General features: G+C 70.8%; 13 protein-coding genes and 1 pseudogene. 3 read left to right on the forward strand and 11 right to left on the reverse strand.

What is annotated here, in order from left to right:
• Positions 1-25 precede the first annotated feature (25 nt).
• From SGFS_RS24425 to SGFS_RS24440, 4 genes are all read right to left on the reverse strand, one after another.
• Positions 26-1,315 carry a dipeptidase gene (locus SGFS_RS24425; protein WP_286253456.1) on the reverse strand — a complete coding sequence of 430 codons (1,290 nt, stop codon included), beginning with the start codon at positions 1,313-1,315 and terminating at the stop codon, positions 26-28.
• Positions 1,316-1,471: 156 nt separating this feature from the next.
• The gene (locus tag SGFS_RS24430; protein ID WP_286253457.1) at positions 1,472-2,650 is read right to left on the reverse strand and encodes a dipeptidase; all 1,179 of its coding nucleotides are present in this window, start codon (positions 2,648-2,650) and stop codon (positions 1,472-1,474) included.
• A 68-nt stretch (positions 2,651-2,718) separates the two neighbouring features.
• Entirely contained in the window at positions 2,719-3,243 is a 525-nt protein-coding gene (purE, locus tag SGFS_RS24435) for a 5-(carboxyamino)imidazole ribonucleotide mutase (RefSeq protein WP_286253458.1), read from the reverse strand.
• Positions 3,240-4,379 carry a 5-(carboxyamino)imidazole ribonucleotide synthase gene (locus tag SGFS_RS24440; protein ID WP_286253459.1) on the reverse strand — a complete coding sequence of 380 codons (1,140 nt, stop codon included), beginning with the start codon at positions 4,377-4,379 and terminating at the stop codon, positions 3,240-3,242. Before SGFS_RS24440 ends, purE begins: the two co-directional genes overlap by 4 nt.
• 202 nt (positions 4,380-4,581) lie before the next feature.
• On the opposite strand from SGFS_RS24440, the gene SGFS_RS24445 reads away from it, so the two are divergent.
• The gene (locus SGFS_RS24445; protein ID WP_286253461.1) at positions 4,582-5,136 is read left to right on the forward strand and encodes a GtrA family protein; all 555 of its coding nucleotides are present in this window, start codon (positions 4,582-4,584) and stop codon (positions 5,134-5,136) included.
• Between the two features lie 98 nt (positions 5,137-5,234).
• Here the strand turns inward: SGFS_RS24445 and SGFS_RS24450 are convergent, their stop codons facing one another.
• Together SGFS_RS24450 and SGFS_RS24455 are read right to left on the reverse strand one after the other, a co-directional pair.
• Positions 5,235-6,503, reverse strand: a complete 1,269-nt coding sequence (locus SGFS_RS24450) for an ATP-binding protein (protein ID WP_286253463.1) — start codon at positions 6,501-6,503, stop codon at positions 5,235-5,237.
• A 355-nt stretch (positions 6,504-6,858) separates the two neighbouring features.
• Positions 6,859-7,536: a response regulator transcription factor gene (locus SGFS_RS24455; protein ID WP_286253464.1), complete on the reverse strand. Its 678-nt coding sequence runs from the start codon at positions 7,534-7,536 to the stop codon at positions 6,859-6,861.
• Between the two features lie 397 nt (positions 7,537-7,933).
• On the opposite strand from SGFS_RS24455, the gene SGFS_RS24460 reads away from it, so the two are divergent.
• Positions 7,934-9,478 (forward strand): peptide MFS transporter, encoded by a 1,545-nt coding sequence (locus tag SGFS_RS24460; protein ID WP_286253466.1) that lies wholly within the window; start codon positions 7,934-7,936, stop codon positions 9,476-9,478.
• A gap of 63 nt (positions 9,479-9,541) precedes the next feature.
• On the opposite strand, the gene SGFS_RS24465 is transcribed toward SGFS_RS24460, so the two are convergent.
• From SGFS_RS24465 to SGFS_RS24475, 3 genes are all read right to left on the reverse strand, one after another.
• Positions 9,542-10,897, reverse strand: coding sequence for a hypothetical protein (locus SGFS_RS24465; protein ID WP_286260037.1), 1,356 nt, complete (start codon positions 10,895-10,897; stop codon positions 9,542-9,544).
• Between the two features lie 56 nt (positions 10,898-10,953).
• Positions 10,954-12,096: a hypothetical protein gene (locus tag SGFS_RS24470; RefSeq protein ID WP_286253467.1), complete on the reverse strand. Its 1,143-nt coding sequence runs from the start codon at positions 12,094-12,096 to the stop codon at positions 10,954-10,956.
• 62 nt (positions 12,097-12,158) lie between these two features.
• Positions 12,159-12,902 (reverse strand): LPXTG cell wall anchor domain-containing protein, encoded by a 744-nt coding sequence (locus SGFS_RS24475; protein ID WP_286253468.1) that lies wholly within the window; start codon positions 12,900-12,902, stop codon positions 12,159-12,161.
• 172 nt (positions 12,903-13,074) lie between these two features.
• On the opposite strand from SGFS_RS24475, the pseudogene SGFS_RS24480 reads away from it, so the two are divergent.
• Positions 13,075-13,164 (forward strand): annotated as a pseudogene (locus SGFS_RS24480) (transposase); the annotation flags it as partial.
• Positions 13,165-13,238: 74 nt separating this feature from the next.
• Here the strand turns inward: SGFS_RS24480 and SGFS_RS24485 are convergent.
• Together SGFS_RS24485 and SGFS_RS24490 are read right to left on the reverse strand one after the other, a co-directional pair.
• Positions 13,239-13,886 (reverse strand): tetratricopeptide repeat protein, encoded by a 648-nt coding sequence (locus SGFS_RS24485; protein WP_286253470.1) that lies wholly within the window; start codon positions 13,884-13,886, stop codon positions 13,239-13,241.
• A gap of 234 nt (positions 13,887-14,120) precedes the next feature.
• Positions 14,121-14,636 (reverse strand): ATP-binding protein, encoded by a 516-nt coding sequence (locus SGFS_RS24490; RefSeq protein ID WP_286253471.1) that lies wholly within the window; start codon positions 14,634-14,636, stop codon positions 14,121-14,123.
• Positions 14,637-14,665 lie beyond the last annotated feature (29 nt).

Raw genomic sequence — 14,665 nt, forward strand, 5'->3', positions numbered from 1 at the left:
CTGCCTCAGCGCCCGCCGAACGGGGTCACCCGTCCAGCTCCGAGATCTTCGCCGTCGACGCCTCCCGGCGGTCCTGGGCCGCTCGCGCCACGAAGTCGGCGTTGCGGAGGACTCGTTGGACGTTGCCCCAGGTGAGGAGGGCGAGGTCTTCGGGGGACCAGCCTCGGTGGAGGAGCTCGGCGATCAGGTTGGGGTAGCAGGAGGCGTCGGCGAGGTCCTGGGGATGCGCGGCGCCGGAGTCGTAGGTGCCGGAGAGGCCGACGCACTCGGGGCCCGCGAGTGCGCGGACGTGGTCGAGATGATCGGCGACGTCGTGGACGGACGGGCCCGTCTGCTCGGCGGTCAGGGGGACCATGCACAGACCCTGGGTCTCACCGAGGGCGACGAGCAGGTCGTCGGGGAGGTTCGCCGGGTGGGGGCGCAGGGCGCCGGCCGCCGAGCGGGTGCACAGGGCCGGGGCCCGGGAGACCACCAGGGTCCGCCTGATCGTGGGCTCGGAGGCGCCGGAGAGGTCGGCGAGGACGCCGAGGCGGTTCATCTCGCGGACCACCTCCTCGCCGAACCGGGTCAGCCCGGCCTCGCTCGCCCAGGACGCGCCGACGAGGGTGAGGACCTTCAGGCCGAGCGCGTGCAGGGAGCGCAGGATGCCGAGGGAGTCGCTGAGCGCCGGGGCGCCCGCGGGGCCGAGCAGCACGGCGACCCGGCCGCAGTTGCGGGCGTCGGTGGTGTCACCGGCGCCGGCCGTGAGCCTGAGTCCCTCGGGGTGGGCGTGGACGGCCGTCTTGACCAGGTCGAGCTGTTCCAGGGTGGCGCCGACGGCCCGGTCGCCCGTGAGGCCCTCCGGCAGATGCAGCGACCAGAACAGCGCGCCGACGTGGCCCTTGCGCATCCGCGGGAGGTCGGTGTCGACGGCGCCCTCGCCCAGCTCCAGGTCGTACCAGGGCAGATGGCGCAGCACCCACGGCAGCCCGCTGTAGCCGTCGGCCACGGGGTGCATGGCGAGGAAGGCGTGGGCCGCCTCCAGGACCTCCATCGGCTCTGCGGCCTCGGAAGGCTCGACGGAAGGCTCGGCGAACGGATCGGTGGGCGGCTCGGCGGACGAATCGGTAAACGAATCGGTGGACGAATCGGCTATGGGCTCGGCCACCGGGTTCCGGTGGCTCGACTTCCGCTTCCCCTTCGTGCCCGTCGTGCCCGTGCCCGTCGTACCCGTGCCCGCCCTACCCGTGGTCGTCGTCGTACGGGTCGTCGCGGGCGGTGTGTCGAGCGCACCCGCCTCCGCTGTCGCTTCCAGTTCGTCCTGCAGGTCTGCCATGGCGGGACTCCCTAGCCAGTCGGTGTCGCAGTACCGTCACCGTGGCACGGGGGCCGCCCGCCTTCCTGGTGGGTGGTGCGTTCGGGGGTACGACCCCGAGGACTTCGGGGGTACGGCCCTTACGCCACCCGGCCCCCTCGCGCAGGCGGCCAGCGGTCAGCCGTCCAGCTGCTCCCGCGTCGCGTTCGACGGGCCCGTGCGGCTCTGGAGGTCGCGGGCCACGTCCTCGGCCGCGCCCAGCACCCGTACCGTGTTCTGCCAGGTCAGCTTGGCCAGGTCGGGCCTGGACCAGCCGCGGTCGAGCAGCTCGGCGATCAGGTTCGGGTAGCCGGAGACGTCGTCGAGGCCGTCGGGGGTGAAGGCCGTGCCGTCGTAGTCGCCGCCGATGCCCAGGTGGTCGATGCCCGCGACCTCGCGCATGTGGTCGAGATGGTCCGCCACCGTGGCGACGGTGGCGACCGGGCGCGGGTTGCGCTCCTCGAAGGCGCGGTGCAGCTTCATCGCCGTGGGGGTGGTGTCGAGGTGGTGCAGGCCGTGGGCACGCAGGTTCTCGTCGGCGGCGGCCGTCCAGTCGACGGCGGCCTGGAGGACGAACTTCGGCACGAAGGTGACCATGGCCACGCCGCCGTTGGCGGGCAGCCGCTCCAGGACGTCGTCCGGGATGTTGCGGGGGTGGTCGCAGACGGCCCGCGCGGAGGAGTGGGAGAAGATAAGCGGGGAGACGGACGCGTCGAGCGCGTCACGCATCGTGGTCGCGGCCACATGGGAGAGGTCCACGAGCATGCCGAGTCGGTTCATCTCCCGTACGACCTCGCGGCCGAAGGCCGACAGGCCGCCGACGCCCGGCTCGTCCGTCGCGGAGTCCGCCCACGACACGTTGTCGTTGTGGGTGAGGGTCATGTACCGGACACCCACCGCGTACAGCCCGCGCAGGGTCGCCAGGGAGTCCGAGATGGAGTGGCCGCCCTCGGCGCCCATCAGGGAGGCGACGCGGCCCTCGGCGCGGGCCGTCTCCATGTCGGCGGCGGTCAGCGCGGCCCGCAGCTCGCCGGGGTAGCGGTCGATCAACTGGCGTACGCAGTCGATCTGTTCGAGGGTCGCGGGCGTCGGGTCGGGCTGGTCCGAGGGGACGTACACCGACCAGAACTGCGCGCCGACGCCGCCCGCGCGCAGCCGCGCGAGGTCGGTGTGCAGATGGGCGCTCTGGTCGGTGGCGATGTCACGGGCGTCGAGGTCGTAACGGACCTGCTCGCGCAGCGCCCAGGGCAGGTCGTTGTGGCCGTCGGCGACCGGGAACTCCCGCAGCAGTTCCCGGGCTTCCGTCAGAGAGCTCATCTTCGGTTCCCCCGTTTTTCCCGTCATCGTCCGGTCAGCGTCCTGTCACTTGTCCGGTCAGTGTCCTGTCACTTGCCGAAGCCGAAGCCGTTGCCGGCGCCCTCGACCTTGGAGCGCAGGCGCTTGCCCTTCTCGGTGGCCTGGTCGTTCAGCTCCTGCTGGAACTCCCGCATCCGGCCCCGAAGTTCCTCGTCCTGGGTGGCGAGGATGCGGGCGGCGAGCAGTCCGGCGTTGCGGGCACCGGCGACGGAGACGGTCGCGACGGGCACGCCGGCCGGCATCTGCACGATCGAGAGGAGGGAGTCCATCCCGTCCAGGTACTTCAGCGGCACGGGAACGCCGATGACCGGCAGCGGGGTGACGGAGGCGAGCATGCCGGGCAGGTGGGCGGCGCCCCCGGCCCCCGCGATGATCACCTTGATACCGCGCTCCGCGGCCTCCTCGCCGTACGCGATCATCTCGCGCGGCATCCGGTGCGCGGAGACGACGTCGACCTCGTACTCGATCTCGAACTCGTCGAGGGCCTGCGCGGCGGCCTCCATGACGGGCCAGTCCGAGTCCGACCCCATGACAATGCCTACGACGGGGCTCATTCGGTGATCGTGCCTCTCAGGTAACCGGCGGCGTGACGGGCGCGCTCCAGCACGTCGTCGAGGTCGTCGCCGTAGGTGTTGACGTGACCGACCTTGCGGCCGGGCTTCACGTCCTTGCCGTACATGTGGATCTTGAGCTGGGGGTCGCGGGCCATGCAGTGCAGGTACGCGGAGTACATGTCGGGGTAGTCGCCGCCGAGGACGTTGACCATGACGGTCCACTTCGCGCGGGGGCGCGGGTCACCGAGCGGAAGGTCGAGGACGGCGCGTACGTGGTTGGCGAACTGGGACGTGATCGCGCCGTCCTGGGTCCAGTGGCCGGAGTTGTGGGGGCGCATGGCCAGCTCGTTGACGAGGATGCGTCCGTCGCGGGTCTGGAACAGCTCGACGGCCAGGTGGCCGACGACGTCCAGTTCCTTGGCGATGCGCAGGGCCATCTCCTCGGCCCTGAGGGCGAGTGCCTCGTCCAGGTCGGGGGCGGGCGCGATGACGGTGTCACAGACGCCGTTCACCTGCCGCGACTCCACGACCGGGTACGCGACGGCCTGGCCGTGCGGCGACCGTACGACGTTGGCGGCCAGCTCCCGCAGGAAGTCGACCTTCTCCTCCGCGAGGACCGGGACCCCGGCGCGGAACGGCTCGGCGGCGTCCTCGACGGAGCGGACGACCCAGACGCCCTTGCCGTCGTAGCCGCCGCGGACCGTCTTGAGGATGACCGGAAAACCCTCACCCTCGGCGGCGAACGCGGCCACGTCCTCGGGGTCCGCGACGATGCGGTGCCGTGGACAGGGCACGCCGATCGCGTCGAGCCGCGCCCGCATCACACCCTTGTCCTGGGCGTGCTGAAGCGCGTCGGGCCCCGGGCGTACGGGAATGCCGTCCGCCTCCAGGGCACGTAGGTGCTCGGTGGGTACATGTTCGTGATCGAAGGTGATCACATCGCAGCCCTGCGCGAACGCACGCAGCGTGTCGAGGTCGCGATAGTCGCCGATGACGACATCGCTCACCACCTGCGCCGCGGAATCCTGAGGGGTGTCACTGAGGAGCTTGAACCTGATGCCGAGCGGGATGCCCGCCTCGTGTGTCATACGAGCGAGCTGTCCACCGCCGACCATGCCGACTACCGGGAACGTCACACCCCCAGAGTATCGGCCATGGAATCGGCCACTTCCCGATGTCCGGTTCCGGTGCTCTTCGCGATGCCCCGCGATGCCTATGAGCCGCTGCACAGGCATCCCCAAGGGGCGCTGGTTAGCATGGCTGGGTCGGGCGAACCCGACAGGACCGTTACGACCACGATCACGACCACGACTCAATCGAGCGACGGGGGCCCACACGATGGGAAGTACGACCTCGGGGCCGCGTACGAAGCCCCGCGGCGCCCTGCGCCGACGGATCGACCTGCTGGTACGTGAGGTCGCCAAGTTCGGTGCGGTGGGCGGTGCGGGGCTGCTGGTGAACCTCGCCGTGTTCAATCTCGTACGGCACCTCACCGACCTGCAGGTGGTGCGGGCCAGCGTGATCGCCACGGTCGTCGCGATCGTCTTCAACTACGTGGGGTTCCGCTACTTCACGTACCGCGACCGCGACAAGAGCGGCCGTACGAAGGAGCTGACGCTCTTCCTGCTGTTCAGTGCGGTCGGACTGGTGATCGAGAACGGCGTGCTGTACGTCGCGACGTACGGCTTCGGCTGGGACACCCCGCTGCAGAGCAACGTCTTCAAGTTCCTCGGCATCGGCGTCGCGACCCTCTTCCGCTTCTGGTCGTACCGGACGTGGGTGTTCCGCACCCTGCCGGCACGGGAGGCGGTGGCGAGTGCGGAATCGTTCCTGGAGGAGGGTGCCGCCCACCCGCCCGCCCTTACGGGGACAGCGCCTCGTAAGCGCCGCTAGGCATCTTCCGGGCGCGAGGAAGCGCCTGCCCCAGGGACTGTCGTCACATTCCCGTCTGCCGCGCTCCGGGCGGTGCGACGGGAACTTGACCACAAGCCCTAGCGAACCGGCCGGTCCTCCGGAGGCGGCTGCTTGACCGGCGTACGCGACAGGAACATCCCGAACACCGGCGGCTGCGCCTGAAGCATCTCCAATCGCCCCCCGTCCGCCTCCGCGAGGTCACGGGCGACGGCGAGCCCGATGCCCGTCGAGTTGCGTCCGCTGATCGCCCGCTCGAAGATCCGCGCCCCGAGGTCGGCCGGGACACCGGGCCCCTCGTCCGTGACTTCGATCACTGCCTGGTTCCCGGTCACGCGTGTACGCAACGCCACCGTGCCGCCGCCGTGCATCAGCGAGTTCTCGATCAGCGCGGCCAGCACCTGCGCGACCGCGCCCGGCGTACCCACGGCCTGCAGATGCCGCTTTCCCGAGCTGACGATGGCGCGGCCGGCGCTGCGGTAGGCCGGGCGCCACTCCTCCAGCTGCTGTTTGATGACCTCGTCGAGCTCGAACGCGACGGCCGAGCCGTTGCGCGGGTCGCGCGAGTTGGTGAGCAGCCGCTCCACGACGTCCGTCAGCCGCTCGACCTGAGTGAGCGCGATGACCGCCTCCTCCTTCACCGTGGCCGGATCGTCGGTGAGGGTGATCTCCTCCAGCCGCATGGAGAGGGCCGTCAGCGGGGTGCGCAGCTGGTGGGAGGCGTCCGCCGCGAGGCGCCGCTCGGCGGTCAGCATGCGGCCGATGCGCTCGGCGGAGGAGTCCAGCACATCCGCGACCCGGTCCAGCTCCGGGACGCCGTACCGCTTGTGGCGGGGGCGCGGGTCGCCGGAGCCGAGGCGTTCGGCGGTCTCGGCGAGGTCGGTGAGGGGGGAGGCGAGGCGGTTGGCCTGGCGTACGGCGAGGAGGACGGCCGCGATGACGGCGAGCAGGGCGACCGCCGCGATGATCATCAACGTACGGCCGACTTCCTCGCTCACGGTCGAGCGGGACTCCTCGACGACGACCGTCTCGCCCTTCTCGCCGGTGGCCGTGTGGCGGATGACCTCGCCGGTCGGCTTCTCGCCGATCTCGATCGGGGCTCGGCCGGGGATCACGATGTGGGCGTAGCGCGCGTCGCCGACCTGGTCCTCGAGGACGGAGGCCGTGACCTGCTCGTCGCCGAGGATGCGGCTGTCCACGATGCTCGCCAGCTGTACGGCCTCGGAATCGACGCGTTCCTGGGCGCTGTTGCTGATCGTGCGGGTCTCGACGATGACGAGGGAGACCCCGAAGACGGCGATGACGACGAGCACCACGGCGAGGGTGGACTGGATGAGACGGCGACGCACGGGGCCCTCCGGGAGGGACGGGTGTTGACTTGGTCCAGTGTGCCCCTGTTCGTTTCGGCACCCGGCGCCGGGGCGGGGCGCCCCGCGAAGGGCGCGGGGAACTGCGCGACCAGCCACGACGAAGCCGCAGTGGCCGGACGGCAGACGCCCCGAGCCATTGGGCACCGGATGACGGGCGCCCCCGAGCCATTGGGCACCGGGCGCCGGGGCTGGGCGCCGGACCGGGCGGGGGTGGGTCGCGCGACCCGGCGCCTACGGGGTGCCGTTGCGCCCACCCTCCCCCACTCTCGGCTTCGCTCGAGCGGGAGGTACCGCCACCGCCCCAGCGGCGCGATTGCCCGCAGCCCGGGGCGCCTCAGTTCTTCTCGAAGCGGAAGCCCACTCCTCGCACCGTCGCGATGTACCGCGGGTTCGCCGCGTCGTCGCCGAGCTTCTTGCGGAGCCAGGAGATGTGCATGTCCAGGGTCTTGGTGGAGGACCACCACGTCGTGTCCCAGACCTCGCGCATCAGCTGGTCGCGGGTGACGACCCGGCCGGCGTCGCGCACCAGCACCCGCAGCAGGTCGAACTCCTTGGCCGTGAGCTGGAGTTCCTCCTCGCCCATCCACGCGCGGTGGGACTCGACGTCGATGCGCACGCCGTGCGTGGCGGGCGGCTGCTGGGGCTCGGTGGCGCCGCGCCGCAGCAGGGCCCGGACGCGGGCCAGCAGTTCGGCGAGCCGGAACGGCTTGGTGACGTAGTCGTCGGCGCCCGCGTCGAGGCCGACGACGGTGTCCACCTCGTCGGCGCGCGCGGTCAGGATGAGGATCGGCACGGTGTGCCCCTCGGCGCGCAGCCGGCGGGCCACCTCCAGGCCGTCCATGCCGGGCAACCCCAGGTCCAGGACGACCAGGTCGACGCCACCCTGCATTCCGGCGTCCAGCGCGGTGGGGCCGTCCTCACGGACCTCCACCTCGTACCCCTCCCGGCGCAGTGCGCGGGCCAGCGGCTCCGAGATGGACGCGTCGTCCTCGGCGAGCAGTACACGGGTCATGCAGTGATGGTAGTCCGCCGGGAACCGCTGCTGGAGGGTGATCCGTAAGCGCATTCACACCTTCGTCATGCGGTTTTCTCACCTTCACCGCTCATGATCCAATCTGCGGGCGGTCCGGCCCGGGCCCGACGGGGGTCCGCGACGATCACTCCCTGTGACCGGGCGGCCGAATTCCCTGAGGGCCTTCGAATGCCTGCTCGGAGCCCCTTCTTACCTGTGATCCGCCTCTCAAGACCTTCCATTTCCTTCAGTGTCCTGACGTATGGTGACTGGACGCCTGTAGCTGTATGTGGGGACCTTTGGCAGGACATCTGCGCTGAAGGTCTCTTTTGTGCCCGGGCTGGGCCCGAGGAGTTCTCTCCGGCCCGAAAAGCGATGCGACCTGCAAGGAACCACCATGGCGTCCAGCCTGACGAAGGACTCGGCCGGCCGGGGAACCCCCGGCCCCCAGTGGACCTTCTTCGGCCACCCCAGCGGTCTGGCCACCCTCTTCCTGACCGAGATGTGGGAGCGATTCTCCTACTACGGCATGAAAGCCCTGCTCACCGTCTATCTGCTCTCCGGCGGCCCCGACGCCGGCAAGGGCGGCCAAGGCGGCGGTCTGGCCATGGACCTGGCCACCACGACCACGATCGTCGCCGTCTACTCGGCGATGGTGTACCTGCTCGCGATGCCCGGCGGCTGGCTCGGCGACCGCGTCTGGGGTCCCCGCAAGACAGTCACGATCGCCGCGGTCACGATCATGTCCGGGCACCTCGTACTGGCACTGCCAGGCGGCCAGGCCCCGTTCTTCGCGGGCCTCGCGCTGGTCGCGGCCGGCTCCGGTCTGCTGAAGGCCAACATCTCCACCATGGTGGGCCACCTGTACGACGGCCCCCAGGACCCGCGGCGCGACGGCGGCTTCACGATCTTCTACATGGGCATCAACGCGGGTGCCTTCTTCGCCCCGTTGCTCATCGGCACCGTCGGCCAGGAGGTCGACTGGCACCTCGGCTTCGGTCTGGCCGCCGTCGGCATGGCCCTCGGGCTCGCCGTGTTCCTCCTCGGCACCCACACGCTGAACCCGCGCAGCAGCGTCGTCCCCAAGCCGCTGGCCGCCGAGGAGCGCGCCTCCTGGCTGCGCAAGGGCCTGCTCTGGCTGTCCGTCGCGGTCGTCTTCTACGGCGTCGTGGGCCTCACCGGCCACTTCACCCTGAACTGGGCGATGATCCCGCTGACCGTCATCGGTCTGGTCGTCCCGGCCGGTGTGCTGCTGCGCATCAAGCGCGACAAGGAACTCGACGCCGCCGAGCAGTCGAAGATGACCGGCTACATCTGGTTCTTCGTCGCCGCCGCCGTGTTCTGGATGATCTACGACCAGGGCGCGTCAACGGTCCAGGCGTTCGGCTCGGACGGTGAGAAGGTCGCGGGCTCGCTGCTCGGCTTCGAGTTCCCGACCTCCTGGTACCAGTCGCTGAACCCGCTGTTCATCATGGCGCTGGCCCCGGTGTTCGCCTGGCTCTGGCTGTGGCTGAACCGCAGGGGCAAGGAGCCCAGCACGGTCGTGAAGTTCGCCATGGCCCTGATGCTCATCGGTGTCTCGTTCTTCTTCTTCCTGATCCCGCTGGCGATGGCGGCGGACGGCACCCTGACCAGCCCCATGTGGCTGGTGGGCATCTACTTCATCCAGACCGTCGGCGAACTGTGCCTCTCGCCGGTCGGCCTGTCCGTGACGACGAAGATGGCCCCCGCCAAGTACGCCAGCCAGATGATGGGTGTGTGGTTCCTCGCGGTGACGGCAGGCGACTCGGTCACGGGTCTGCTCTCCAACCCGGCCGTCGGCGGCTTCGACCTCAGCGGCACCGGGATGGTCGCGGTCGAGGCGGCTCTCGCGGTCCTCGCGGGCTTGGCGATCTACCTGTACCGCAGGAAGGTCAGGGCGCTCACGGGCGACGTGCACTGACGTTTTTCGGTGCCCTGAGGGGCCGCCGCACCTGTCCAGCGGGTGCGGCGGCCCCTCGCGCGCTCAGCGAAGCTTCCGGCGCGGCATGAACGTGAAGATCGCGCCGCCCAGGAGGAGCGTGGTACCCGCGAGGAGGGCCAAGGCCTTCAGGGTGCCGCGGCTGCCGCCCGCGCCGGTGTCGGCGAGGCCGCCCGAGGTGCTGGCGGTGCTGGTGCCGCCGCTGGTGGTCGACCCGGAGGTGGAGCCGCCCGATGCGCCGCCCGGCTGTTCGGTGGTGTCGAGGGTGAGGGAGACCAGCGACTGGGACGGGGTGCACGTCGTCGTCGTACCGAGGGCCTTGATGGTCAGGACACCCGGGGCGAGCGTGGACTCGCCGGTGGCGCCCGGCTTGTAGGTGCCGGTGAGGTCGGGGATCTCCATCGGGTCGCCCGCCTTGATGGCCTCGGCATTGGTGGGGCCCTCGACACTGACCGAGCCGTCGTCGGCGCCGCCGAGGACGATCTCCATGGAGGGCTTCACGGAGTCCTTGGGGATGTCGGCGGGGCTGTCCATCACCGACTTCTTGAACTGGACGATGAGGTCGAAGCTCTCCCCGTCCTTCTTGGCGTCGATCTGCACCGGCGAGGTCACGCTCTTGTCCCCGATCGGCGTCTTGCACGCGTACGGGACCTGGACCTCCTTGCCGGTGAAGTCGGTCTGGCCGCCGTCACCGCCGCTGGTTCCGCCGTCGGAGGCGGTGGAGCCTTCGCTGGTGGTGGTGCCGGTCGTGCCCGTGGTGCCCGTCGTGCCCGTGGTGCCCGTCGTGCCGGTGGTGCCGGTCGTACCCGTCGTTCCGGTGGTGCCCGTCGTACCCGTCGTGCCCGTGGTGCCCGTCGTACCCGTCGTGCCCGTGGTGCCCGTGGTGCCGGTCGTGCCGCCGGTCGCCGTGACGTCGATGGTCGCGGCCTCCGTCACCGTCCCCGTCGGCGCGCACTCGGTGTTCGTCGAGAAGACGTTGATCGTGTACGCGTCGGGCGTCAGCGTCACCTTGCCCGGCGTCGTCAGCTTCAGCGTGCCCTTCATGTCGGACAGCACCATCGCGCCGCCCTTGGGGATCGCCGGGTTCTCGCGCGGGCCCCGCATGGCGATGTCGGCGCTCTGGGCGCCGGCCGCCTTGAGGGTGCCGCTGGGCTGGACGGTGTTCGCGGGCAGGTCGATGAGGTCGGGATTCCTGGACGCGGCCTGGACGAACTTCCACACCACCTCGATCTCGTCCCCGACCTTCGCGGTGGCCGGGGCGCTGATCTCCACCTTGGTGGTGCCCTCGACCGGTGGCAGCCCGGAGGCCGCCGGCGGCACGCACTTCGTGGCGAACGACACCTCCGCCGCGTACGCGGGCACGGCCGTCGCGCCCAGCAGGGTCCCGGCCCCGCCGAGCATCAACGCGGCTCCGAGAGCACCCGCTCTCGTTCGCACTCTCGCTCTCCGCTGCGCTCTCACGTGGTTCCCTTCCCGGTCGGAGTGGTCGGGCTCGTCGGGCTCGTCGGGCTCGTCGGGTCTTCCTCTTGCGGTGCGGAGAGCTGTCCCGCCGTCGCGCGGGGGTCGGTGTCGGGGGTGAACCACGGCAGGGTGCGGACGGTGCGGGGCTCGGCCTGCGCGGGCCCGGTCCTCGACGGGTCCGCCGCGTCCGACTTCCTTGTGGGCAGGCCGAGTCGGGGCAGTCGTGGGCCCCGGCGCCGCCGCGCCGTCGTCGTCCGCCGCGGCCGTACGCGGTCCACCACCGCCATCCCCGCGCGGAACAGCGCGGCCGGTACGACGACGCACAGCATCAGCCAGAAGAGGGTCACGCCCCAGGGGCGGCCGACGTCCCAGGGCCGTTCGGCGAGGACCTTGCCGCCGTACTTGAGGGAGACGGAGTAGTCGCCGTGGGCGCCGGCGACGAGTTCGACCGGCAGGGCGATCCGCGCTTTGCGGCCCGGCGCGATCGTGCCGCGCCACTGCTGCTCCTCCCACTTCGGCGCGAACACGCCGTGCGAGGTGCCCACCTGGAAGAGGGGGTCCTTGACCGGCGCGGTGCCGACATTGCCGACGGTGAGGACCAGTTCGCGCGCGGGCGGCGCCCCGAACCAGGTCAGCAGGCCGCTCGAACCCTCCAGCCGGGTGTCCGTCAGGACCGACAGCCGTCCGCTGCCCGTTTCCTCGGGCAGGGGTTGGACGGAGTGCCCGGCGACCTGGAAGACCACGTCGGCCTCGGTCTTCTCGCCCGTGATGGTGGACACGTGCACCACGCATGGGCACGGCACGGGCGGCTCGGCCACCGGCAGCTTCCGGCTGAACCGGCCCTCGCCGTCCGCGGTCGCGGCCCGGCCGTCGGAGTTGGCACAGGAGTTGGTGCCACCGGGCACGCCCCGCGAGGGCTCGGCCTGACCGCAGATCAGGATCATCAGCAGCGCTTTCGGCCGCCAGCCGGTACCGGTGACGGTGAGGGAACCGCCGGTCCCCGCCTGAGACTCGGACAGCTTCAGGCTCGGCTTGTCGGCGGCCGCGGCCCGACCCGCCGCGCCCGCGAACACCGGCACGAGCAGCAGGACGAGCGCGCACAGCACCACAGCCGACGTACGGTTCCGCCCTTTCTCCACGTCACGCTCCCCGCTTCCGTCAGCTCGACAACTCGACAACTCGCCTCAGCGGTGCACGGCCGTCACCGCCGTACCGCCTGCTTCCTACGGGTCACCCACAGCGCCCCCGCCGCGCCCACGAGCAGCACCGTGCCGCCGAGCGTGCCGAGCGCGACCGCCGAGTCCTCGGGCCCGGTCTGCGGCAGCTCGCCACCGGAACCGCCCGAGCCGCTCGACCCACCCGACCCGCCGGAATCCGAACCACCGGTCGAGCCACCCGTCGAACCTCCGCCCGCTGCCGTGACGTCGAGCGTCAGCGACGGCCCGGGGGTGTTGCCGGGCGTGCAGGTCGTGGTCGTACCGAGGGCCTTGATGGTCAGGACGCCCGCGGTGAAGGTGACCTTGCCGGACTTCTTCGGGGTGTACGTGCCGCTCAGGTCGTTGATCTTGATGGGAGTGTCGGCGGGGATGGCCGCCTGGTTGGCCGGACCCGTCACCGTGAGCGTGCCGCTGTCGGCGCCGCCCAGCGCGATGGTGGCGCTCGGCTCCATCGCACCCTTGCCGAGTTCGACCGGGCTGGACGAGACGCCCTTCTGCCAGGACATGGTGATCTTGTAGCCGCTGCCGCTCTTGACGCCCTTGATGTCGATGGGCGAGACGGCGGACTTGTCACCGATCGGCGTCTTGCAGTTGTACTCGACGTTCACGACCTCGGCATGGGCCGCCGGCGCGGCCATCAGCACCGCCGAGCCGGCCAGCGCCGCGAGAGACGCGAACGCGGCGGTCCGTTTCTGGTACGTCCGGTACGACACCTCGGCACCCCACATTCTGACGGGACATCAGATCGGCCGCTCAAGGTACGCCGGGCCCCTTGGAGAAGGAAGACACAGGCGGGTGTCGGATGTGTGGGGGTGCGGCGGCCGCCTTGCGAGCAAGGCGGGGCGCGGGCTTTCACAGGGCGCGGGGACCTGCGCGATCAGGCACGACGATCTCGCTGGGACCGGTGCCCCCTGGCGCGACATCCCGGAACGCCACGGGCCCTGGGACCGGGTCCATGACCTGTTCCGCCGCTGGCAGCGGGATGGCACGTGAGCCCGGATCGTCACCCGTCTCCAGGCCGAAGCCCACGCGAAGGCCCTGTGACCAGCACTTGTCCATGGAGCCTAGGGACGGATGAGCGTGCGGGCATGCTCGATCCACCCCAGCACGGCCTTGGCACCGCACGCCTCGGCGACCGACTCGGCCTCGTCGAGGTGGTCGAGCGCCGCCGATCGGTCGCCCGTCTCGGCCGAGAAGTAGGCCAGCGCCACCAGGCCGGCCGCTTCCCCGGGCCTGAAGCCGATCTCCCGGCGCAGTGTCACCGATTCGGTCAACCGCTCGCGGGCCTGATGGAACCGGCCTGCGTCCTTGTCGGCAAAGCCGAGATGGCGTACCGCGTAGGACATCGTCATCCGGTCGCCGACGGACTTCGCCAGCGTGTACGACCGGTCGAAGTACGGCCTGCCGGTGGCGCCATCGCCCTTCACCACCTGATGCCAGCAGCCGACCCAGAACAACGCGTCCGCCTCACCCGACACGTCCCCGAGACGCTGGTACAACTCGGCCGCGCGCTCGAACAGCACCAGTTCCTGGCCGTTCTCCTCGCGGTCGTTCAGGAAGCGGACGTGCAACACCTTTCCACGCGCCATGGCGAGGGGTGCCTCGATCGCGTCCAGCGCGTCATCGGACCGATCCAGCGCGGACGTGTCGCCGCCGAACATCGCCGCTTCGAACAACTCTCCCGCACGTTCGATCCAGTCCTGCCCTGGCATGCCCTGCCCCTCCCCGTTGGACGATTCGCCTGCCGAGGCTATCTCCGCCCTCCCGCCGGGACTCGGCAATTTCCGAGGGCGGCCCTCAAGCGCCCCATTCGCCCGTGACCTTGGCGAGTGCCCCGGGCGCGGTCCCGAGCTGTCAGCCCGCGCTGACGGCCAGTCCGGGCTTCCGGGTTCAGGCGTCCTTCACTGGACGACGAGTCCAGGCGTCCGCGACTTCCCCAACAGGCCCTAGGCGGGCGCCCCCAGCTCCGCCCAAACGGTCTTCCCCGGCGCCCCAGGAGTCCGTACGACCCCCCAGTCGAGACAAAGCCGCTGCACGATGAACATCCCGTGCCCACCCGGCCTACCGGCTCTGTGCGGCGTACGCGGCGCCGGATCCCCCGCCCCCCGGTCGGACACCTCGATCCGCAGCACCTTGCCGTCGGAGCCGATCCACAACTCGGCCGGGCCCTCCGCATGGAGACACGCGTTGGTGACCAACTCGGAGACCACCAGCAGCACATCCTCGGCCGCCGCCCGCTGATCGGCGGTGGCCGAGGGAAGCCACCCCCACGCGTACAGGGCCTGCCGGGCGAAGTCGCGGGCGAGCGGCACCACCCCGCTCTCGCCGTCGAAGCTCAGCCGGCGGGAGCGGCCACCGGAGGCCGACACGGCGGACGCGTCCTCCCCGGACGCGCCGGAAGCGCCGCCGATGCCCGATTCCGGGCCGCGGTCGCCCGGCGAGCAAGGCCGGGGGGTGCTCATCAGCACTTCACCTCACCGATTCACCAGTT

The organism is Streptomyces graminofaciens, assembly GCF_030294945.1.
Classification (GTDB): Bacteria; Actinomycetota; Actinomycetes; order Streptomycetales; family Streptomycetaceae; genus Streptomyces; species Streptomyces graminofaciens.

Coding starts and splice junctions, on each gene's coding strand:
- SGFS_RS24465 (WP_286260037.1), bottom strand. CDS start 10,897: ATGCTCGGCGGGGCCGGGACCCTGCTGGGCGCGACGGCCGTGCCCGCG.
- SGFS_RS24455 (WP_286253464.1), bottom strand. CDS start 7,536: ATGACCCGTGTACTGCTCGCCGAGGACGACGCGTCCATCTCGGAGCCG.
- SGFS_RS24490 (WP_286253471.1), bottom strand. CDS start 14,636: ATGAGCACCCCCCGGCCTTGCTCGCCGGGCGACCGCGGCCCGGAATCG.
- SGFS_RS24425 (WP_286253456.1), bottom strand. CDS start 1,315: ATGGCAGACCTGCAGGACGAACTGGAAGCGACAGCGGAGGCGGGTGCG.
- SGFS_RS24430 (WP_286253457.1), bottom strand. CDS start 2,650: ATGAGCTCTCTGACGGAAGCCCGGGAACTGCTGCGGGAGTTCCCGGTC.
- SGFS_RS24460 (WP_286253466.1), top strand. CDS start 7,934: ATGGCGTCCAGCCTGACGAAGGACTCGGCCGGCCGGGGAACCCCCGGC.
- purE (WP_286253458.1), bottom strand. CDS start 3,243: ATGAGCCCCGTCGTAGGCATTGTCATGGGGTCGGACTCGGACTGGCCC.
- SGFS_RS24445 (WP_286253461.1), top strand. CDS start 4,582: ATGGGAAGTACGACCTCGGGGCCGCGTACGAAGCCCCGCGGCGCCCTG.
- SGFS_RS24475 (WP_286253468.1), bottom strand. CDS start 12,902: ATGTGGGGTGCCGAGGTGTCGTACCGGACGTACCAGAAACGGACCGCC.
- SGFS_RS24485 (WP_286253470.1), bottom strand. CDS start 13,886: ATGCCAGGGCAGGACTGGATCGAACGTGCGGGAGAGTTGTTCGAAGCG.